Source organism: Microbacterium sp. ARD32, from assembly GCF_031844385.1.
In the GTDB taxonomy this organism is placed as follows: Bacteria; Actinomycetota; Actinomycetes; order Actinomycetales; family Microbacteriaceae; genus Microbacterium.
The window spans coordinates 1,412,024-1,431,887 of sequence record NZ_JAUZVD010000001.1 but is presented as its reverse complement, the minus strand read 5'-3'; the positions used below and the strand labels follow the sequence as shown (position 1 = coordinate 1,431,887).

Sequence of the window (19,864 nt, the reverse complement as noted above, 5' to 3'; positions counted from 1 at the left end):
GCCTCAACGCACGCGGCGTCCGTGGGCGAGGTCGATCAGGTGCTCCAGCACGGGGCCGGCGCGCAGGCCGTTGTGCTCGTGCTCGCTCGTCACCCACGGGGTCACGCCGGGCAGCAGCCGGGCCGTCTCGAGCGAGTACTCCACCGGTACGTAGACGTCGTTCACGTAGACGGCAGCGGCTCCCCGGGCATCCGATGCCTCGAGTGCGCTGCGGTCGTAGATCCTCGGCCACTCGTGCTCGGCGAGCGCGAGCGTCACCTCCCGCCACGGCTGGAACGCGGGCACGGTCTCGGACCACTCCCGGCGCACGTGCTCACCGGTGAACAGCGACATGTCGTCGACGAAGTCGGCCGGCTCCACGCGCTCGGCGGACCAGCGCGTGGCGTGACCGGACGCGTAGCTGGACTCGTGGAAGACGAAGTACAGCGGGTTGCGGCCGTCGAACGGCATGGCCGCCGCCAGGTCGTGCCGGAAGGCGTTGGATGCCGGGTCGAGCTCCAGCAGCGACCAGACCGTCTGCCAGCCGTCGTTGGTGCCCAGTGCCGACCCGACCGAGCGCAGACGCGAGGGAGAGACGACCTCGCCGTCCGCCAGCACGATGTCACCGGATGCCGCGAGGTCGACCAGCCGGCGCATGCTGTCGCGGTGCTCGGGGAAGCGCCGGTAGTAGCGTTCCGAGGCGACGCGCATCTTGTCGTAGCAGAGCGCGTAGACCTCGTCGGGCGTGCGATCGATCGTGCTGAGCCCGCCGGTGAAGTACACGTGATGCAGTGACTCGGCATCCGTCGACAGGTAGGCGAGCGTCGTGAAGCCGCCGAACGACTGCCCGAGCACGTTCCAGGTCGCAGCGCCCAGGTGCTCGCGGAGCGCCTCCGCGTCGCGCACGATCGAATCCGCCCGCAGGTGCGTGAGGCGCTCGGCCACGGCATCCGCTCCACGCTCCAGGTCGCGATCGCCGATCGCGGTCGAGCGTCCCGTGCCCCGCTGGTCGAGCAGCACCACACGATGCTCCTTCAGCGCGGCATCCAGCCACGCGGGCGACGACGGACTGCCGAACGCGCGCGGCGCCTCGTGCCCCGGGCCGCCCTGCAGGTACAGCAGGTACGGCAGATCCTCGCCGCCCTCACGCGTCACGACCGCCGCGAACACGTCGATCGTGCGAGCATCGGCCGGGTCTCCCCACACCAGCGGAACGGCGAGCGTGTGGTCCTGGATCGTCAAGCCGGGCATGCGGCGCGTCGTCGTGCGGTCGGTCATCACATCACGTCTCCGATGTAGGAGTACTTCACGAACACCTCGGCGGCGATGCCGGACTCCTCCAGCACGCCCTGCAGGGCGGTCATCATGTAGTTGGAATCCCAGCCCATGTAGAGGTGGCATCCCTCGGCGAGCGTGTCCCAGTGCCCCTTCCAGGCCATCTCGTCGTACAGCGGCCCGCCGTGGCGCGCGCTGTATGCCAGGGCCGCCGGGCGGTCGTCGGTCCAGGCGCGCCGGAAGACGCGGTTGAAGAGCGCCTTGACGTCCTTGACCTCCCAGTGCTCGCCGCGGTACTCGCAGTAGTCGAACTCGCGATCCCAGCCGGCGGGCCATCCGCGTCGGCGCACGGCATCCAGCACCGGCGTCAGTCCGTCGTCGTCGATCTCGCCCACCTCCGGACGCGCCCAGATCCGCACCAGGTCCGCGCTCAGCCGAACGGTGCGCGCCGAGATCGCGGCCGTGCCCCACGTCTCCTCCCGGGCGAGCGCACGATTCTCCTCGACCGCGCTGCGCGCATACGCCTGCGTGCGCTTCTCGGGGTACGAGGCGCCGAACACCCGCTCGGTGAGCGACTGCTCCAGCAGGGTGAGATTGCCCAGGGTGGGGGCGAGGGCGCGGTGGCTGTTCTGCTCGTCCTCGGAGTACTCCCGCCACGGCCGGACGCCGTCACCGCTCCACCCGTCGGCGGGAGCGGCGGGCACGATGCTCTCCACGTCGAAGCCGGTCGGATCCGCCACGTTCTCGAGCCGCCCGAGCACGTAGGCGGGGTGGGGGAGCTCGCCGTACTTCAGCACGGCGCTCACGCGCTCGTCGGAGGGCGTGATGCGCGCGACGGCGCGCATCAGGGAATCCCGGCTCTGCGACCGTGCACGGCACAGCCGCGCGATCAGGCGGTTCGTCGGCAGGCCCACGATCGCGCGACGCAGGAACAGCGCCTGCACCCACTCCAGCACCTCGATGAGCTCAGCGCGGGTGATCGCGCCGCGACGGTGATCGCCGTACGCGCTCATGACGAGCGGATAGGTGGCCCGGCCGAAGGCGTTCACATGCTGCAGGTGCAGGCGGATGCCGTCGTCGGGCTCGCGACTCGGGTCCAGCAGGATGCCGTAGATCTCGGCGTGCTCGCGCCAGGCCGCGGCATCCTCGCGCAGCCGTGCGAGGTCGAGCCGGGGGAAGGAGCCGCGGAAGGCCGCGTACACGCCGTGCTCGCCGACCGCATCGATCTCGCGGCCCGTCGTCATCACCAGGTAGTGACGCCAGAACGCGCCGATCGTCTCGCCGGTGTGCTGCTCGATCGGCAGCCAGAACTCCTCCTCGACGCGCAGCTGCTCGGCGTGCGAGAGCCCCATCAGGATGTAGTTGTGGATCAGCTCGTGGTCGCGCAGCGGCTGACCGGTGGAGTTCAGGCTCTCGAAGATCTGCTGCGCGTTCGCCGATGCGCCCAGAGTGATCGAGACGTGCTCGAGCCTCTGCAGTCCCTGCCAGATGCGGGCGGCCTCGTCGGCGTGCACCTGGCTGCGGAAGAACGCGTAGTTGTCGTCGAAGCGCGATTCGCGATCGGCATCCGAGCGACGATCGAGCACCACCGACTCGTAGAGGTCGGCCCAGGCGTGGTGCGGGCGCAGCTTGGTGCGGGTGGAGTCGTCGGCGCGCACCAGCACGCGCTCCAGCTCGGATGCGATGGCCGGGTCGCTCTCGCGGACGGCGTGGTGCAGCGCGGCGATCAGCAGCATGACGGTGGTCACCCGCTGCTGCCCGTCGATCAGCACGAGGTCGCCGCCGTCGGCATCCTGAGCGGAGAGGATCGAGCCGATGAAGTGCCGGTGATCGGCATCTTCCGCGGCCACGGCGCGCACGTCCGAGAGCAGCTTCTCGCAGGCGCCGATGTCCCAGCGGTACTGCCGCTGATAGACCGGGACGACGATGTTCGTGGTCGGTGCGGCGAGCCATTCGATGGTGCCCGTCGCGTTCGCTTCGACATTGGTCCCCGTTGCCATCACTGCGTGAGTCCTCCGATCGGGCGGGCCTGTGGGTGCTGCCGCAACGAGTCTAGTCCGGAGCGATTCTGCGCAGCCGGGCTCCACGGCGCGTCCAGGGCCCCGATGTAGGCTTGCCTAAGTAGGGCCTGTTAAAACGTGCTGGCCCGCTACGAAAGGACATGACTGAGATCATGGGATACATCAAGTCCGCAGCCCTCGAGGAGACCGGTTTCGTCGTTCTCGACAGCTACGCTCAGGAGCTCGACCCCAAGGAGTGGCTGGACATCGAGTACGTCGACTGGAAGTCCTCCGGGGACACTCGTTTCGCTCCGCTCGCGAGCGCCAAGGGCGAGATCGAGTGCAACGGCTTCTGGAACCACAAGCCGCCGCGCACCGACAAGGACGGCGTCTGGATCGACTCGCAGGTCGCCAAGGCCCCGAACCTCACCCGTCGCGCTCAGGAGCCGGGTGCGAACGTCGGTCGCTGCCGCGTGATCGAGCTGCAGCCCACGCCGTACGGCGACTGCCTCTACAACCTGCACCAGGACGACAACAACCGCCTCAACCCTGACGGCACCGGCTGGGTCGTCCGCGGGTTCTTCAACCTCACCGACGACAAGGACAGCTTCTTCGTGCTGCGTGAGAACCGCACCGACCCGCAGGGCGAGGTGCGCATCGCGCTGCCGGCCGGCGCGCAGCTGATCATCGACACGCAGCGCCTCTGGCACGCCACCACGCACAACGGCACCGAGCCGCGCTACAACCTGATCACGTCGTGGACCTCCGGCCCCGAGCTCGACGCCTACATCGAGAAGTACAACGGCCGGAACACGCACGAGCAGTTCGAGGTGCCGCAGGACGTGCTCGAGCACGGCTACGCCGAGCAGGCCCGCAAGGATGCCGCTCGCGCCGCCTACTACGCGGCCAAGGGACAGCAGGCCAAGCTCGCCATGAGCGAGGCCTGAGCCCCGCATCCGCAGGCTCGACCCTTCGACAGGCTCAGGGACCCCTGGCGGGTTGCTGAGCCTGTCGAAGCATCCGGGCGAATCACACGCTTGTGATTCGCCCGGATCTGGGTGATAATCACCTCATAACCGCATAGCTCGCCGAGGTTCTTCGGTCAGGTCGTAGGGGAAGACGCACCTGATGAAACGGAGAGATCATGGCGACGGGATACGCACGCGGAGTGGTCTACGTCCACTCCGCACCTCGCGCGCTCTGCCCGCACCTGGAATGGGCGGTCGGACGCGCTGTCGGTCGCGCCGTCAACTTCGACTGGAGCGACCAGCCGGTGCAGCCGGGCACGCGCCGGGCGGAGTTCTACTGGGACGGCCCGGTGGGCACGGGCTCCGCCATCGCGACGGCCATCCGCGGCTGGGAGCACCTGCGCTTCGAGGTCTCGGAGGACCCGACTGCTGGCAACGACGGCGGTCGCTGGATGCACACCCCCGACCTGGGCATCCATTACGCGCAGACCGACACCGCCGGAAACGTCGTGATCGGCGAGGACCGCATCCGCTACGCGATGGAGATCGCAGCGGGCAGCATGGTCGAGCTGCAGCGTGAGCTGGATGTCGCACTCGGCGCGGCCTGGGACGAGGAGCTGGAGCCCTTCCGGCACGCGGGCGACGATGCCAGGGTCGTCTGGCTGCACAAGGTGGGCTGACACCCGGCGCACAGCGACCGCACAGACCTGCGGAGGAGGCGTGAGTAGCGCCGATCCGGTGACACGCTCCCGGACGACGAGAAAGCGAATCCTCCGCACGACGACGAAGCCTCCTGACCCCGAGGGTCACGGAGGCTTCGTCCTGTCCCGATCAGATCACGGCGGTCACCTGGGGACCAGGCGCGGGGACGGCTGAACCGCCCCGCCGTCCCCGAGCCCCATGGTCTGTTCGTCGAGGCGTCAGTCGGCGCTGCGGAAGGCGACCACCGCGTTGTGCCCGCCGAAGCCGAACGAGTTGCTGATCGCGAGCAGGTCGCCGTCGCCGAGCGGCTGCGGCTGCACCGAGAGCTTGAACGGGACGGCAGGGTCGGGCTCGGTCATGTTGATGGTCGGGGGAGCCACGCGGTCCCGCAGGGCGAGGATCGTGTAGACGGCCTCGAGAGCACCGGTGCCGCCGAGCAGATGGCCGGTGGATGCCTTGGTCGCCGAGACCGGGATCTGATCGATGCGCTCTCCGAACACGCGCTTCAGCGCCTCGTACTCATTGGGATCTCCGACCGGGGTGGAGGTGGCGTGCGCATTGATGTGCGACACCTCGTCGGGGCTCGCACCCGCCTGGGCGAGAGCGGCCTCGACGGCGCGGGCGGCGCCGGCCCCCTCAGGGTCGTTGCCCGTGATGTGGTAGGAGTCGGCCGAGACGCCGCCGCCGACGAGGTACGCGTAGATCTTCGCGCCGCGCGTCCTGGCGTGCTCCTCGGTCTCGAGGACCAGCGCTGCGCCGCCCTCGCCCATCACGAAGCCGTCGCGGTCGATCGCGCCGGGACGCGACGCGGTGGCGGGGTCGTCGTTGCGGCGCGACAGAGCCTGCGCCGAGGCGAACGACGCCATCGTGATCGGATGGATCGCGGATTCCGCTCCTCCGGCGATGACCACATCGGCCAGGCCGTCCTGCAGGTGCTCGTACGCGTTGGCGATCGACTCCGTGCTCGAGGCGCAGGCGCTGACCACGGTGCGGGCGAACGCCTTGGCGTGGAAGTGGAGCGAGAGGTTGCCGGCGCCGGCGTTCGGCATGAGCATCGGCACCGTCAGCGGCATGACTCGGCGCGGACCCTTCTCGCGCAGGGTGTCCCACGCGTCCAGCAGCGTCCACACGCCGCCGATGCCGGTTGCCCAGTCGACGCCGAGGCGCTCCGGCGCGATGTCGGGAGCGCCGGCATCCTCCCACGCCTCACGAGCGGCGATCAGCGCGAACTGCGTCGACGGGTCCAGCCGCTTCGCCTCATGGCGCGGCAGCACCTCCTCGGGACGGACGCTGGCCTCTGCGGCGAAGTGCACGGGGATCTGGTACTTCTCGATCCAGTCGTGCTCCAGCGTGCGCGTGCCGGAGACGCCGGCGAGCAGGTTGGTCCAGTTCTCGGCGGCCGTGCCGCCCAGAGCTGACGTGGCGCCGATCCCGGTGACGACGATTCGCTTGGTCATGAAGGGTCCTTCGTGAGGAGGATGTCAGGGAAGGAGGATGCCACGCCCCGCGCCTGCGGCAGCGGGGGGTGGCATCCGCGGTGTCACTCCTGGCCGGCGACGATGAAGTTGACGGCGTCGGCGACGGTCTTGAGGTTCTTGACCTCGTCGTCGGGGATCGTCACGCCGAACTTCTCCTCGGCGTTGACGACGATCGTCATCATCGAGATGGAGTCGATGTCGAGGTCGTCGGTGAACGACTTCTCCATCGCGACCTCCGATGCGTCGATGCCGGTCTCGTCGGTGACCAGCTCGGCAAGCCCTGCGAGGACCTCGTCGTTGGTGAGAGCCATGGTGTTTCCTCTTTCTCGGATTGTTTCGGAACCGCTGAACAGTCTAGGGAAGGGCGCCCCCATCAGGGGAGCACCACCACCTGCGCGCCGAAGACGAGCCCTGCGCCGAAGCCGATCTGCAGCGCCAGACCACCGCTGAGCTCGGGATGTTCTTCGAGCAGACGGTGGGTCGCGAGCGGGATCGAGGCGGCCGACGTATTGCCTGTGGTCTCGATGTCGCGCGCGATCACGGTGGACTCGGGGAGTCCCAGCTGCTTGGCGAACTCCTCCACGATGCGCAGGTTCGCCTGGTGCGGGATGAAGGCCGCCAGATCGGATGCCTGGATGCCTGCCCTCTCGAGCGCCTCGCGGGCGACCTTGGCCATCTCCCACACGGCCCAGCGGAACACGCGCGGCCCCTCCTGTCGCAGCGTCGGCCAGGGCGCCTTTCCGTCGCGGAAGTCGGTGAGGGTGTGGTTCATGCCCACCAGGTCGGCCTTCGAGCCGTCAGAGCCCCAGACGGTGGCAGAGATGCCGGGTTCGTCGCTGGGGCCGATCACGACGGCACCGGCGCCGTCGCCGAGCAGGAACGAGATGCTGCGGTCGGCCGGGTCCACGATGTCGGACAGCTTCTCGGCGCCGATCACCACGGCGTAGTGCGCGGCGCCGGCACGGATCAGCGCGTCGGCCTGCGCGACGGCGTAGGCGTAGCCGGCGCAGGCGGCGTTGATGTCGTACGCGGCGGCGGGCGTCGCTCCGATGCGATCGGCGACGATCGCGGACACCGACGGGGTCTGCTTCGGGTTGCTGATGGTGGCGACGATGACCAGATCGATCTGCGCCGGGTCGACGCCGGAGCGCTCGACGGCCTCGGCTGCCGCGGTCGCGGACAGGTCGATCGCCGTGGTGGCCGGAACGGCGCGCGCACGTGTGATGATGCCTGTGCGCTGACGGATCCACTCATCGCTCGAGTCGATCGGGCCGATCAGGTCGTCGTTCGGGACCGCGTTCTCACCGCGCGCGGCGCCGACGGCGAGGATGCGAGTGTGCGCTGCTCCGGTGGCCTGGGTGATGGCGGGGGTCATGCTGCTTCTCCATTCAGCAGCGCGACTGCTGCGTCGAGGTCGTCGGGGGTCTTCACCGCGACCTGAGGGACGCCCTTCAGTCCGCGCTTGGCGAGGCCCACGAGGGCGCCGGCGGGTGCGACCTCGATGAACCCGGTTATGCCGGCATCCGCCATCGACTCCATGCACAGATCCCACCGCACCGGTGAGGAGACCTGGGTGACGATGCGGTCGAGCGCATCACGTCCGTCGGAGACGATGGCGCCGTCGCGGTTGGACCACAGCGTGATGCCGGGGTCGTCCGCGACCACATCGTCGACAGCCGTGCGGAGGGTGGCGACGGCGGGTGCCATGTACGAGGTGTGGAAAGCGCCCGCCACCTGGAGAGGCATCACGCGCACGCCGCGCGGGGCGCGCTCGGCCAGCGTCGCCAGGCTCCCGAGCGACCCCGCGGCGACGACCTGACCCGCGACGTTGTAGTTGGCCGGGGTGAGCTCCAGCTCCGCCAGCAGTGCGAGCACGTCGTCGGCGTCGCCGCCGAGCACAGCGCTCATGCCGGTGGGCGCCTGGGCTGCGGCATCCGCCATCGCTCGCCCGCGGATGCCGACCAGACGCATCGCGGCATCCGCGCTGATCACTCCAGCGCCGACCAGGGCTGCGAGCTCGCCCACAGAGTGGCCCGCGACGCCGTCAGCGCCGCGTCCGGCTCGGAGCGACAGCTGCGTCATCGCGATCAGCGACGCAGCCACGATCAGGGGCTGCGCGATGCGCGTGTCGCGGATGGTGTCGGCATCCGATTCGGTGCCGTGCGCGACCAGATCGACCTCGGCCGATTCGGAGAACGCGGCGAGCTGATCGGCGACGCCGTCCAGCTCGAGCCAGGGTGCGAGGAAACCGGGGGTCTGGGAGCCCTGTCCAGGGCAGGCGACGACGATCACCCATCCATTCTGCCAACGATGGCGCGGAGTGAGTGGATGATCCATCACAAGAATCCGCGTTTCGTTTGTGTGTGGCGCACAGCCGATAGGTGCGGAGCCCCCGACTGCGTCTCAGCGACGACGCGGGGCGGGGCGGCGGCGGGGCGGCTCCGAGGTGCCGATCGAGCCCAGGATCAGCGCGGTCTGCAGGATGAGCGCCTCGCGGGGACCGGTGGCATCCCACCCGATCACTTCGCTGACGCGCTTGAGGCGGTAGCGCACCGTGTTCGGGTGCACGAACAGCTCGCGGGCCGTGGCCTCCAGAGACCGTCCGTTGTCGAGGTAGCTCCACAGCGTGGCGACAAGATCGGGGGAGTGCGACTGCAGCGGGCGGAAGATCCGCTCGATCAGCGTCTGCTTGGCGAGCGTGTCGCCGGCCAGTGCCCGCTCTGGCAGCAGATCGTCGGCCTCGACGGGGCGGGGCGCGCCGCGCCAGCCCCGTGCGACGGCGAAGCCGGCGAGCGCCGCGCGGGCGCTCTGGCCGGCATCCACCAGCGCGGCGACCGGCGGGCCGAGCACGACGTAACCCGGGCCGAACGACGGCTCCAGGCGCTGCGCGATCTCGGCGAACGGCAGCTCCTCACCCTCTGCGGACTCCTTGCCGGGCACCCGGGCGCGACCCACCACCAGAACGAGGCGCGACCCCTGCACTCCGATCAGCACGTCCACCGAGAGCCGGCGTGCGATGCGGCGCACCTGGTCCACATCGAACTGCGGCGGCGTGGTGCCCACCAGCACGCAGACCTCGCCGTGTCCGTGCCATCCCAGCGCGGCGATGCGGCTGGGCAGCTCCTCGTCGGCCTCGCCGGTGAGGATCGAATCCACCACCAGTGCCTCCAGCCGGGCATCCCACAGCCCCCGCGCCTCGGCGGCACGGGCGTAGACGTCGGCCGAGGCGAACGCGACATCCCGCGAGTACAGCAGAATCGCTTCGCGCAGCTCGTCGCCGCGTCCGGCCACCCGTTCCTCGGTGACGGCGACCGTCACCCGGATCAGCTGCAGCGTCTGCTGCAGGCTCACGCTGCGCAGCAGCTCGCGAGGGGCCGCCGCGAAGATGTCCGCCGCGATCCAGGGAGTGGAGGACGGATCCTCGTACCACTGGATGAACGAGGTGATGCCCGCCTGCGCCACCAGCCCGACGGCGGAGCGCCGGGCCGGCGGCATGTCGGCGTACCAGGGCAGGGTGTCCTCGAGCCGCTTGATCGTCACCGTGGCGATGTCGCCGGAGATCCGGCGCAGCCAGGCGAGAGTGGCGGCCTTGTCCATGGCCGGCTGTGCGGAACCGGTCACTGGTGTCAGCTCTCGCCGCCCGCGTTTCCGCTGGAGCCCGCGTTCACGTCGTGCAGCGCGTACTTGGCGATGGCGTCGCCCACCACGGAGCGCTCCACCTTGCCCTGGTCGGCCAGCGCCTGCAGGGTGCGCACGACCATCGACGGTCCGTCGATCTTGAAGAACCGGCGGGCGGCCGCACGGGTGTCCGAGAAGCCGAAGCCGTCGGCGCCGAGCGTGTAGTACGGGTTCGGCACCCACTGCCGGATCTGGTCCTGCACGGCGTGCATGTAATCGCTCACCGCGATCACCGGACCCTCGGCGCCCTGCAGCTTCTCGGTGAGGTAGGCCGTGCGCGGCGCCTGGTCGGGATGCAGGAAGTTGTGCTCGTCGGCGGCGAGGCCGTCGGTGCGCAGCTCGCCCCACGAGGTGACCGACCACACGTCGGCGCTGATGTTCCAGTCCTTGCGGAGCAGCTCCTGCGCCTCCAGAGCCCACGGCACGCCCACGCCCGAGGCGAACAGCTGCGCCTTCAGTCCCTCGCCGGAGTCGACGGAGATGCGGTGGATGCCGCGGATGATGCCGTCCACGTCGACATCCTCGGGCTCGGCCGGCTGCACGAGCGGCTCGTTGTACACGGTGATGTAGTACATGACATCCGGATGCGGGTGCGTGCCGCCGTACATCCGCTCCAGGCCGGAGCGCATGATGTGCGCGATCTCGTACCCGTAGGCCGGGTCGTACGACACGGTGGCCGGGTTCGTCGAGGCGAGCAGCGGCGAGTGCCCGTCGGCGTGCTGCAGGCCCTCACCGGTCAGCGTGGTGCGGCCCGCCGTGGCGCCGATCACGAAGCCGCGTGCCATCTGATCGCCGGCCGCCCACAGCGCGTCGCCGGTGCGCTGGTAGCCGAACATCGAGTAGAAGATGTAGATCGGGATCAGCGGCTCGCCCTGCGTGGAGTACGACGTGCCGGCAGCGGTGAACGCGGCCGTGGCGCCGGCCTCGTTGATGCCGACGTGCACGATCTGGCCCTGCGGGCTCTCCTTGTAGGCCAGCAGCAGCTCGCGGTCGACGGAGGTGTAGTGCTGACCGTTCGGGTTGTAGATCTTCGCGGTCGGGAAGTACGCGTCGATGCCGAAGGTGCGGGCCTCGTCGGGGATGATCGGCACGATGCGGTTGCCGAAGTCCTTGGAGCGCAGCAGGTCCTTGAGCAGGCGCACGAACGCCATGGTCGTGGCGATCTCCTGCGTGCCGGAGCCCTTCTTCGGGAGCGCGTAGGTGGCGTCGCCGGGAAGCGTGATCGAGGTGTGCTCGGTGCGGCGCTCGGGGATGAAGCCGCCGAGGGCGCGACGGCGCTCGAGCATGTACTGGATCGTCTCGTCGTTCTCGCCCGGGTGGTAGTACGGCGGCAGGTACGGGTTCTCCTCGAGCTGCGCGTCCGTGATCGGGATCTGCATGGTGTCGCGGAAGGTCTTGAGGTTCTCCAGCGTCATCTTCTTCATCTGGTGGGTCGCGTTGCGGCCCTCGAAGTGCGGCCCCAGGCCGTAGCCCTTGACGGTCTTGGCGAGGATGACGGTGGGCTGGCCCTTGTGCTCGAGCGCGGCCTTGTAGGCGGCGAACACCTTGCGGTAGTCGTGGCCGCCGCGGCGCAGCTGCCAGATCTGCTCGTCGGTGTAGTCCTTGACCAGGGCTGCGGCGCGCTCGTCCTTGCCGAAGAAGTGCTCACGGATGTATGCGCCCGACTCGGCCTTGTAGGTCTGGTAGTCGCCGTCCGGAGTGGCGTTCATGATGTTCAGCAGCGCGTTGTCGGTGTCGCGGGCGAGCAGGTCGTCCCACTCCCGGCCCCAGACGACCTTGATCACGTTCCAGCCGGCGCCGCGGAAGAACGACTCCAGCTCCTGGATGATCTTGCCGTTGCCTCGCACCGGACCGTCCAGGCGCTGCAGGTTGCAGTTGATCACGAAGGTGAGGTTGTCCAGACCTTCGTTGGCGGCGACCTGCAGCTGGCCGCGGGACTCGACCTCGTCCATCTCGCCGTCGCCGAGGAAGGCCCAGACATGCTGGTCGGACGTGTCCTTGATGCCGCGATTGGTGAGGTACTTGTTGGCCTGCGCCTGATAGATCGCGTTGATCGGGCCCAGGCCCATCGACACGGTCGGGAACTGCCAGTAGTCCGGCATCGACCGCGGGTGCGGGTAGGAGGGCAGGGCGTGGCCCTCGTGCGACTTCTCCTGACGGAACCCGTCCATGTCCGCCTCGCTCAGGCGGCCCTCCAGGAACGAGCGGGCGTAGATGCCGGGGGAGGCATGGCCCTGGATGAAGATCTGGTCTCCGCCGCCGGGGTGGTTCTGGCCGCGGAAGAAGTGGTTGAAGCCGACCTCGTACAGCGAGGCCGCGCCGGCGTAGGTGGAGATGTGACCCCCCACGCCGATGCCGGGGCGCTGTGCGCGGTGCACCGTGATGGCGGCGTTCCAGCGGATCCAGTGGCGGTAGCGCCGCTCGATCTCCTCATCGCCGCCGAACTCGGGCTCGTTCTCCGGCGCGATCGTGTTGATGTAGTCGGTGGTGGGCACCATGGGCACGCCCAGGTGAAGGTCCTTGGAGCGCTTGAGCAGGCTGAGCATGATCTCACGCCCGCGGCCGTGGCCCTTCGCATCCACCAGCTCATCGAGCGACTGCTGCCACTCGCCGGTCTCCTCCGGATCGCTGTCGAGGGGGCCCTGGGAGTACGGATCCTGGTCGTGAACAGTCACGTGGAGCCTTTCGTCTTACTGGCAGGTTGTGCCAAGGAAACGGGAAGCAGCGTGGGGGAGCGTTGTCGGCTCTGCACAGCACGTGCTGTGCCCAGCCTATATCCGTTCGCGAGCCCGGTGCCGCAATCGGCGCCCGCTAGGATGGGGCGCTGAGGGCCTTTAGCTCAGCTGGTAGAGCGCCACGTTTACACCGTGGATGTCGTCGGTTCGATCCCGGCAGGGCCCACCGTCCCCGTTCCTCCTGCTCAGTCGTCGGTGCGGAAGCCCGCGGCCTTGTGCGTTCCGTCGCAGAACGGCTTGATGGTGGAGAGCCCGCACCGGCACAGCGCCACCGTGCGGCGCCTGCGCGGGATGGTCTCGCCGTCGGCGGTCTGCAGCTCGACGTCGCCGCGCACGAGCAGCGGCCCGTCCGGGTAGGGCGTGATGGTGGGATGCCGTTCGGCCGCGCTCATGCCGGCGCCGCCGTGCGCAGCGACGACTCCGCGCCGGTCCAGCAGTCGAGCATGTGGGCGGCGACCGCGCCGTCCACGGCGAGGCACGCGGCTGCGCCGAACATGATGTCGGGCAGAAGCTCCGGTCGCTCGGATGCCAGGGCACCGGCCAGATCGCGGGCGGCGATCTGCTCGTGGACGGCATCCGCCTCGACGTGCTCGTCGAAGTAGTCGGTGACGTCCTCCCCGAACCCGAGTCGCCTGAGCCCGTCGGCGTAGAGGCGGTTCGGGATCGACGAGGTCATCTCGAACGCCGCGAGATGCCCGACGATCGCACCGATCAGCCGCCTGTTCACTCCGAACATCGACATCATGTTCAGCGAGGCGAGCGTGATGGCGGGAACGTGATCGACGTAGGCGCCGTAGCGGTCATCGAGCCCTGCACCGCGCATCGCCTTCGCGAACAGCTCGGCGTGCACCCGATCGGGGCGTCCGCCGCCGTACTCGTCGGACTGGATCTCCACGAGTGCGGCCTTCGGCGCTCCGCTCAGCCGCGGGATGGCCCAGGAGTGCGGATCGGCCTCCCGCAGCGTGTAGATCGAGCGCTGGATGAGGAACTCGCGCGCCTGATCGGCAGTGGCGCGCCTGGCCAGATGCCGGGACAGACTGGGACCGTCGTCGTCCGCGACCAGGGCGAACAGCGCCCGCGACACGGCGCCGGCGGTGGGCTCGGGCAGCGCGGGAACGACGATGCGCTCGCGGAGCGCCTGTTCGAAGGCGGTCTCCAGCATCCGACGCGCAGCGACGAGCGCGGGATCCCATTCCCGTCCGGGGTCCAGCTCGTCGAGCGTGCCGTACGCGGATGCGTACAGCAGGAACAGCGACAGCTGCAGATCGCCGTCGACCCTCGGGTCATCACACGCCCGCACGGCGGACTCCGACAGCCGCATCAGCGTGTCCGCATCGGCCTCGGACGACGAGGTCAGAGCGGCCAGGAGCGCGTCACTGAGCGGACCACGCGGGTGCGCGGTGCCGCGAGCGGAGGCGTGAGCGATCTGCGTCATGGAGGGTCTCCCGTCGTCGGTGACCACCACTCTGCTCGCTCGCACCGCGCCGTGGCAGGGTCTTGACCGGACTCAGCCCGCCGGGGTAGTGAGGCGCGCTCAGCCGGTGACGGGGGAGCGCCGTCCTGTCCGCGACGGCCACACGCGCCGCGGCAGCTCGAACAGCAGGCTCACCGGCATCCTGCGGCCCAGCAGGGCGAATCCCGTCGAGATCGCGACCGTCACGGCGAAGATCGCCACCAGCCCGAGGGTCGGGCTGTCGAACCCGGCCTTCAGCGCCAGCCAGCCGAGCGCCGCGAACACCGGGTAGTGCGAGACGTAGTAGATCAGCGAGTACCGGCCGACGAACCGCACAGGGGCCAGCCATCGTGCATCCGGTGCGATGGCGGTGAGCCGGACGAGGATCATGATGCCGAGCATCGCCGGCACAGCCGACAGCGGCTCGTACCAGAGCGCGTCGACGAACCCGGAGTACAGCCCGACTCCGATCGGGATGATCGCGAGCGCGGCGGCGAGCGGCACGCTCAGCCGGCGCGCGTACTCGTCCCAGTGCTTCTCGATGAAAGCGCCCAGGAAGAAGAACGGCATCAGGTAGAAGAACCGCCGCAGCAGCTCCAGCTCACCCGGGATCACGAACATCAGCACGAACGGCACGGCGAACAGCACCCAGATCGGCAGCCACCTCATCAGAAGGGCGATGATGTAGTACGCGAAGATGAACTGCATGAACCACAGGTAGGTGTTCCAGAAGCCCAGCTCCCACGGCATGTACTTCGCCTGCGAGGGGTCGGCGACGAACTCCATCGCCGCGTACACGATCGTCCAGACGAAGATCGGCCACAGGATGCGGCGCACCTTGCCCCACACGTACTTGCCGGTCGGGGCGTGCAGGGAGCCGGCCACCAGCAGGCCGGACAGGAACATCAGCATCGGCATCCGGAACGGCGCGAAGAACGCGCTCAGGAACTCGAAGAACCCGGGGACCTCGCCGATCCGGTAGACGGTGATCTGCGTGCTGTGGTGCAGGATCACGAGCAGGATCGACAGCCCGCGCAGCAGGTCCATCCAGCCGATGCGGCGGTCGTGCCGGTCCAGGGCGCGGCTGATGTCCGCGCCTGAGCGCTCGCTCCGGCGACGGGCCTCGGCCCGGGTGTACGGAGGCGGCGCGGGTTCGGTGTGCTCGGACATCCGGGTCAGTATACGAGAGGGCGCCGTGCCGTTCCGGATGCTCGGCGGGGCCGTCGCGGGATCCAGCAGGAGACGCGATCGCGGTACGCCTCGTACGGCGCGCCGAACCGGTCGACCAGGTCGCGTTCCTCCCAGGGTCGGATGAGATCGTTCCACACCAGCGATCCGCACAGCGTGTAGACGACCACCAGCCACGATCCGCACAGCATCCCCACGGCGACGCCCTGCGTGATCCCCGCCACCGCCATCGGATTGCGCACGAAGCGGTACGGTCCGCTGACGATCAGACGACGTGCGGTCGCGATGGGCAGCGGCGTGCCGTCGCCGCGCCCCGCCATCGTCACCGCCGACCACACGCCGAGCGCCGATGCGGCTGCCAGCAGCACTCCGCCGAGCGCGGGCACGGCAACAGGAAGCGCCACCCGCAGCCCCCACCGCCACTCGACGATCGCGATGACAGCGGGGACGACGACAAGGCACGTGCCCCAGAAGATGACGATCTGCGCGCCTGTGCGCAGCAGGTGCACGCGCGCGGGCGCGGACTCCGCCTCCCTTGCGCGGAACGGGCCGATCAGCAGCCACTCCGACGGGATCCTGTTCAGCTGCACCAGCAGCGTCGCACCGAGGGAGCCGATCATCGCCGCGATCATGAGCAGCGCACCCCATCCTGCGAGGCCGGTGATGGTGGCGTACCCGGCCATCATCACCGCGACGAGCATCGTCCAGCCCGTCACGACCGGAGCCGCGAAGCGGATGCCGATGGCGGCGAGCACGGAGGCGAAGACGAACAGGGGGACGTCCGCGATCGCGACCGGTCCGGCCGGAAGATCACCCAGCGTCAGCGTCCGGATGCCGGGGTCCAGCGCCACCGCGACCCACCAGAGAGCGCCCGCGGCGGCCTGGACGGCGAAGTACGCGCGGCCCGCACGGGCGTCCAGGCGCGCGGCGAGGGTCACATCTCCTCGTGGCTGGCCGGGTCTGCGCCGAAGAGGCGTCCATCGGGGCGACCGAGTGCCGTGATGGCGTCGACCTCCGCGGCATCCAGGGAGACGGATGCGGCGTCGAGGTTGGCGCGCTGGTGCTCGAGCGAGGAGGCCTTCGGAATCGACACCGTGCCGCGCGCGACGTGCCACGCGATGACGACCTGCGCCGGGCTGATGCCGTGCGCCCGTGCGACCTCGACGATCACGGGCTCGGCGAGCAACTCGGCTCCGCGCCCGAGCGGACTCCACGCCACTGTGAGGATGCCGCGCTCGGCGTGCAGTGCGAGGGCGTCGCTCTGCGGGAAATAGGGATGCACTTCGATCTGGTTCGCGACCGGTCGCTGTCCGCTCTCGCTCTCGATGCGGTCCAGGTGCTCGGGCAGGAAGTTCGAGACACCGATCTGGCGCACCGTGCCGCGCTGCTGAGCGTCGACGAGAGCCTGCCACGCCTCGCCGTACCGGCCCGTGCTGGGGTTCGGCCAGTGGATCAGGTGCAGGTCGGTGGCATCCAGCCCCAGGCGGAAGCGGCTCTCCTCGAGGCTCGTTCGGGCCTTTGCGGCCTCGTGGTGCCGACCGGGCAGCTTGGTGGTCACGATGATCTCGGAGCGATCGACGCCCGAAGCGGCCACTCCGGCGCCCACTGCTCCCTCGTTCTCGTAGTTGAAGGCCGAGTCGACCAGCCGGTAGCCCGCCTGCAGGGCGGCGGCCACGGCATCCGCTCCCGCCTGTCCGTTCAGCCGATACGTTCCGAGTCCCACCGCCGGCAGCGCGAAGCCGTTGTGAGCGGTGAAGGTGGGGATGACGGTCATGACTCTCCTCCGGGTCGACGTTCCGTCAGCCTACGCGCCCCGCGCTGAGCGCGGCGGATGCCCTAGATTTGACTGTGTGAAGGCCACACCCGAGAACCAGCGCACCCTGCTCGAGATCGCCGACCTGGACCGCCGCATCCAGCAGGCCGAACGCGCTCGCACGCAGCCGGCGCAGGGGGCGCGCATCAACGAGCTCGCCGGCGTCCGCAGGCAGCAGACGGCGGAGCTGACATCGCTGGCCGGCGCCCTGGAGGACGCCCGCACCGAGCTGAGCCGGCTGGAGTCGGATGTGTCGCTGGCGACGCAGCGGCGCGATCGGGACGCAGAGCGCCTGACGGCGGCGACCGACCCGAAGCAGGCGCAGGCGCTGGAGAACGAGATCGAGAGTCTGACCCGTCGGATCGCCATGCTCGAGGACGCCGAGCTCGAGGTGATGGGACGCGTGGAGGAGGCACAGGCCGCCGTCGACGCGCAGCAGGCGCTGATCGACCAGACGCAGGCGGAGGGCGCCGCGCTGACCGCTGCCGCGAAGAGCGGCATGGCGGCAGCGGCGACCGAGGGCGAGCAGCTGCGTCGCGACCGCGCCGCTCTCGCCGGCACCGTCGCCCCGGACCTGCTCGCCGAATTCGAGCGCCGGGCAGAACGCGACGGGATCGGCGTGGGACTGCTGCGACGCGGCGTCTGCGAAGGATGCCGCATGGTGCTCTCCGGCACCGACCTGACGGAGGTGCGCAGGGCCGCGCCGGATGACGTGCTCTCGTGCCCCGAGTGCGGAGCGATTCTGGTGCGCACGGAGGAGTCCGGGCTGTGATGTCCCTGCGGCGTCGCGCTGCAGATGCGTGACGAGGCGAGGTCGTATGCCGGTGAGGGACCGGATGTCGTGACTCCGCCGAGCCCGCAGCCTACGCCGCCGCACGCCGTGGTGGGTCGCGGCGCCGACGGTCGCGACTGGAGGGTGGCGCTGTTCGCCGACCCCTTCGACGCGCCGGCGGTCGAGGTGATCTCCGAGCAGGGCCTGCCGGAGCGGGTGCGCGAGCTGGAGGAGCAGGGCTCGCCCCGCTGGACCGTGCGTTCACTGCGCTCGTTCTACCCGCCGCTGCTGGCCGCCGGCATCCGGTTGCGCCGGGCGCGCGACCTGACGCTCTGCCACGCCATCCTGCGTGACACGGCCTCACTCGCCGAACCGCTGCCGGGCTCGCCCCGCTGGCTGCGCACGGACGGGGACGACGGAACGGCCGGGCGAATCACTCAACCCGGACTGTTCGACGTCGACCTGCCGCACGTGGCGCGCTCGGACGGGTTCGACGAGGTGCTGACCCAGTGGCGCGCGCAGCTGTCCGCACTGCGTGGCGCAGCCGACGGCCGGCTTCCGCTGCTGTGCGCTGCGGAGTCGACCGGAGCGCTCGTGGCCGAGGAGATGACCGCGGCCGGGCTGCCGTGGAGCAGGGCGATCCACGAGCGGATCCTGCAGTCGGCACTGGGCCCGCGGCCGATGAGCGGAGCGCGTCCGGCGCGGATGGCGGCACTGGCCTCGCAGATCTGCGAGCGTCTCAACGATCCCGAGCTCAACCCGGACAGTCCGCCGCGACTGCTGCGGGCACTGCACCGCGTGGGCGTGTTCATCGAGTCCACCTCCAAGTGGGAGCTGTCGCGCGTCGAGCATCCCGTGGTCGAGCCGCTTCTGGAGTACAAGCGACTGTCCCGGCTGTTCGCCGCGAACGGCTGGGCCTGGCTGGACGAGTGGGTGCACGACGACAGATTCCGGCCGGTGTACCTCACCGGCGGCGTGGTCACCGGCAGGTGGGCGTCATCGGGTGGAGGCGCGCTGCAGATCCCGCGGCAGCTGCGGTCGGCCGTGCGCGCGGATCCGGGGTGGACGTTCGTCGCGGCGGACGTGGCGCAGCTGGAGCCGCGGGTGCTGGCGGCGATGTCCCACGACGCCGCCATGGCCGAGGCCGCGCGCGGAACCGATCTGTACGACGGCGTCGTGCGCTCTGGGGCGGTCGCCACGCGCCAGGAGGCGAAGTACGCCGTGCTGGGTGCCATGTACGGGGCGACGACGGGGGAGAGCGGCCGACTCGTGCCGCGGTTGCGCGCGGTGTACCCGCGCGCGATGGGCCTGGTCGACGCCGCCGCGCGCACCGGCGAGGAGGGCGGGGTGGTGTCCACGCTGCTGGGCCGCACCTCGCCGCGCCCGGATGCCTCCTGGCGCCGCGCGCAGTCGCAGGCCGGCGATCCCGGCGCGGCGGCGGCGGATGAATCCCGGGCCCGGGGACGTGCACGGGACCGCGGGCGCTTCACGCGCAACTTCATCGTGCAGGGCACAGCCGCGGAATGGGCGCTGCTCTGGCTCGCCGAGATCAGGCATCGCCTGATGGCGCTGCCGACGGCATCCGTTCCGGCCGCGGCTTCGGGGCCGGTGTTCGCCGCGCGGGCCCACCTGGCGTTCTTCCTGCACGACGAGGTGATCGTGCACTGCCCGGCCGACCAGGCGGATGCCGTGGCCGACGCCGTGCGCGACGCGGCGCAGGCGGCCACCGCACGGCTGTTCCCCGGCTTCGAGATCGACGTGCCCCTGGACCTGCACGTCAGCGACGACGCCGGCAAGTGAGAGCCCGTAGAATCGGAGAGCGA

17 protein-coding genes and 1 tRNA gene are annotated in these 19,864 nt (G+C 69.9%); 5 read left to right on the top strand and 13 right to left on the bottom strand.

The window, feature by feature from the left end:
- Positions 1-3: 3 nt before the first annotated feature.
- Both Q9R19_RS06765 and Q9R19_RS06760 read right to left on the bottom strand, forming a co-directional pair.
- A complete protein-coding gene (locus Q9R19_RS06765) occupies positions 4-1,257 on the bottom strand; it encodes an alpha/beta fold hydrolase (RefSeq protein WP_311255548.1) in 1,254 nt (417 codons plus the stop codon).
- Entirely contained in the window at positions 1,257-3,254 is a 1,998-nt protein-coding gene (locus tag Q9R19_RS06760; RefSeq protein WP_311255892.1) for a DUF262 domain-containing protein, read from the bottom strand. Before Q9R19_RS06760 ends, Q9R19_RS06765 begins: the two co-directional genes overlap by 1 nt.
- 173 nt (positions 3,255-3,427) lie before the next feature.
- On the opposite strand from Q9R19_RS06760, the gene Q9R19_RS06755 reads away from it, so the two are divergent.
- Positions 3,428-4,201 (top strand): hypothetical protein, encoded by a 774-nt coding sequence (locus Q9R19_RS06755; RefSeq protein ID WP_311255891.1) that lies wholly within the window; start codon positions 3,428-3,430, stop codon positions 4,199-4,201.
- A 197-nt stretch (positions 4,202-4,398) separates the two neighbouring features.
- Positions 4,399-4,902, top strand: coding sequence for a DUF3145 domain-containing protein (locus Q9R19_RS06750; RefSeq protein WP_311255547.1), 504 nt, complete (start codon positions 4,399-4,401; stop codon positions 4,900-4,902).
- Between the two features lie 240 nt (positions 4,903-5,142).
- Here Q9R19_RS06750 and Q9R19_RS06745 read toward each other — a convergent pair whose 3' ends face one another.
- The 6 genes from Q9R19_RS06745 to aceE form a co-directional block, all read right to left on the bottom strand.
- Entirely contained in the window at positions 5,143-6,381 is a 1,239-nt protein-coding gene (locus tag Q9R19_RS06745) for a beta-ketoacyl-[acyl-carrier-protein] synthase family protein (RefSeq protein WP_311255546.1), read from the bottom strand.
- Between the two features lie 83 nt (positions 6,382-6,464).
- Positions 6,465-6,713, bottom strand: coding sequence for an acyl carrier protein (locus Q9R19_RS06740; protein ID WP_087130211.1), 249 nt, complete (start codon positions 6,711-6,713; stop codon positions 6,465-6,467).
- 62 nt (positions 6,714-6,775) lie between these two features.
- Positions 6,776-7,777, bottom strand: a complete 1,002-nt coding sequence (locus tag Q9R19_RS06735) for a beta-ketoacyl-ACP synthase III (RefSeq protein ID WP_311255545.1) — start codon at positions 7,775-7,777, stop codon at positions 6,776-6,778.
- A complete protein-coding gene (locus tag Q9R19_RS06730; RefSeq protein WP_311255544.1) occupies positions 7,774-8,694 on the bottom strand; it encodes an ACP S-malonyltransferase in 921 nt (306 codons plus the stop codon). The genes Q9R19_RS06735 and Q9R19_RS06730 overlap by 4 nt, the downstream gene beginning before the upstream one ends.
- 111 nt (positions 8,695-8,805) lie before the next feature.
- The gene (locus Q9R19_RS06725; RefSeq protein ID WP_311255890.1) at positions 8,806-9,999 is read right to left on the bottom strand and encodes a helix-turn-helix domain-containing protein; all 1,194 of its coding nucleotides are present in this window, start codon (positions 9,997-9,999) and stop codon (positions 8,806-8,808) included.
- 29 nt (positions 10,000-10,028) lie between these two features.
- Positions 10,029-12,755, bottom strand: coding sequence for a pyruvate dehydrogenase (acetyl-transferring), homodimeric type (gene aceE / locus Q9R19_RS06720; RefSeq protein WP_311255543.1), 2,727 nt, complete (start codon positions 12,753-12,755; stop codon positions 10,029-10,031).
- Positions 12,756-12,908: 153 nt separating this feature from the next.
- Here aceE and Q9R19_RS06715 point away from each other — a divergent pair.
- A tRNA-Val gene (locus tag Q9R19_RS06715) sits at positions 12,909-12,981 on the top strand.
- A gap of 19 nt (positions 12,982-13,000) precedes the next feature.
- Here the strand turns inward: Q9R19_RS06715 and Q9R19_RS06710 are convergent.
- From Q9R19_RS06710 to Q9R19_RS06690, 5 genes are all read right to left on the bottom strand, one after another.
- Entirely contained in the window at positions 13,001-13,207 is a 207-nt protein-coding gene (locus Q9R19_RS06710) for a CDGSH iron-sulfur domain-containing protein (RefSeq protein WP_311255542.1), read from the bottom strand.
- Entirely contained in the window at positions 13,204-14,250 is a 1,047-nt protein-coding gene (locus Q9R19_RS06705; RefSeq protein WP_311255541.1) for an iron-containing redox enzyme family protein, read from the bottom strand. The genes Q9R19_RS06710 and Q9R19_RS06705 overlap by 4 nt, the downstream gene beginning before the upstream one ends.
- 99 nt (positions 14,251-14,349) lie before the next feature.
- Entirely contained in the window at positions 14,350-15,438 is a 1,089-nt protein-coding gene (locus tag Q9R19_RS06700) for an acyltransferase (RefSeq protein WP_311255540.1), read from the bottom strand.
- Positions 15,439-15,443: 5 nt separating this feature from the next.
- Positions 15,444-16,394 carry an isoprenylcysteine carboxylmethyltransferase family protein gene (locus tag Q9R19_RS06695; RefSeq protein WP_311255539.1) on the bottom strand — a complete coding sequence of 317 codons (951 nt, stop codon included), beginning with the start codon at positions 16,392-16,394 and terminating at the stop codon, positions 15,444-15,446.
- Positions 16,391-17,230 carry an aldo/keto reductase gene (locus tag Q9R19_RS06690; protein ID WP_311255538.1) on the bottom strand — a complete coding sequence of 280 codons (840 nt, stop codon included), beginning with the start codon at positions 17,228-17,230 and terminating at the stop codon, positions 16,391-16,393. The genes Q9R19_RS06695 and Q9R19_RS06690 overlap by 4 nt, the downstream gene beginning before the upstream one ends.
- 76 nt (positions 17,231-17,306) lie before the next feature.
- Between Q9R19_RS06690 and Q9R19_RS06685 the strand changes: the two genes are divergently transcribed.
- The gene (locus tag Q9R19_RS06685) at positions 17,307-18,041 is read left to right on the top strand and encodes a C4-type zinc ribbon domain-containing protein (RefSeq protein WP_311255537.1); all 735 of its coding nucleotides are present in this window, start codon (positions 17,307-17,309) and stop codon (positions 18,039-18,041) included.
- Positions 18,042-18,065: 24 nt separating this feature from the next.
- Complete coding sequence (locus tag Q9R19_RS06680) at positions 18,066-19,841, top strand: bifunctional 3'-5' exonuclease/DNA polymerase (RefSeq protein ID WP_396653450.1); 1,776 nt, start codon at positions 18,066-18,068, stop codon at positions 19,839-19,841.
- Positions 19,842-19,864: the final 23 nt, after the last annotated feature.

Coding starts and splice junctions, on each gene's coding strand:
- Q9R19_RS06765 (WP_311255548.1), bottom strand. CDS start 1,257: ATGACCGACCGCACGACGACGCGCCGCATGCCCGGCTTGACGATCCAG.
- Q9R19_RS06760 (WP_311255892.1), bottom strand. CDS start 3,254: ATGGCAACGGGGACCAATGTCGAAGCGAACGCGACGGGCACCATCGAA.
- Q9R19_RS06755 (WP_311255891.1), top strand. CDS start 3,428: ATGGGATACATCAAGTCCGCAGCCCTCGAGGAGACCGGTTTCGTCGTT.
- Q9R19_RS06750 (WP_311255547.1), top strand. CDS start 4,399: ATGGCGACGGGATACGCACGCGGAGTGGTCTACGTCCACTCCGCACCT.
- Q9R19_RS06745 (WP_311255546.1), bottom strand. CDS start 6,381: ATGACCAAGCGAATCGTCGTCACCGGGATCGGCGCCACGTCAGCTCTG.
- Q9R19_RS06740 (WP_087130211.1), bottom strand. CDS start 6,713: ATGGCTCTCACCAACGACGAGGTCCTCGCAGGGCTTGCCGAGCTGGTC.
- Q9R19_RS06735 (WP_311255545.1), bottom strand. CDS start 7,777: ATGACCCCCGCCATCACCCAGGCCACCGGAGCAGCGCACACTCGCATC.
- Q9R19_RS06725 (WP_311255890.1), bottom strand. CDS start 9,999: ATGGACAAGGCCGCCACTCTCGCCTGGCTGCGCCGGATCTCCGGCGAC.
- Q9R19_RS06710 (WP_311255542.1), bottom strand. CDS start 13,207: ATGAGCGCGGCCGAACGGCATCCCACCATCACGCCCTACCCGGACGGG.
- Q9R19_RS06705 (WP_311255541.1), bottom strand. CDS start 14,250: ATGACGCAGATCGCTCACGCCTCCGCTCGCGGCACCGCGCACCCGCGT.
- Q9R19_RS06700 (WP_311255540.1), bottom strand. CDS start 15,438: ATGTCCGAGCACACCGAACCCGCGCCGCCTCCGTACACCCGGGCCGAG.
- Q9R19_RS06690 (WP_311255538.1), bottom strand. CDS start 17,230: ATGACCGTCATCCCCACCTTCACCGCTCACAACGGCTTCGCGCTGCCG.
- Q9R19_RS06680 (WP_396653450.1), top strand. CDS start 18,066: ATGCGTGACGAGGCGAGGTCGTATGCCGGTGAGGGACCGGATGTCGTG.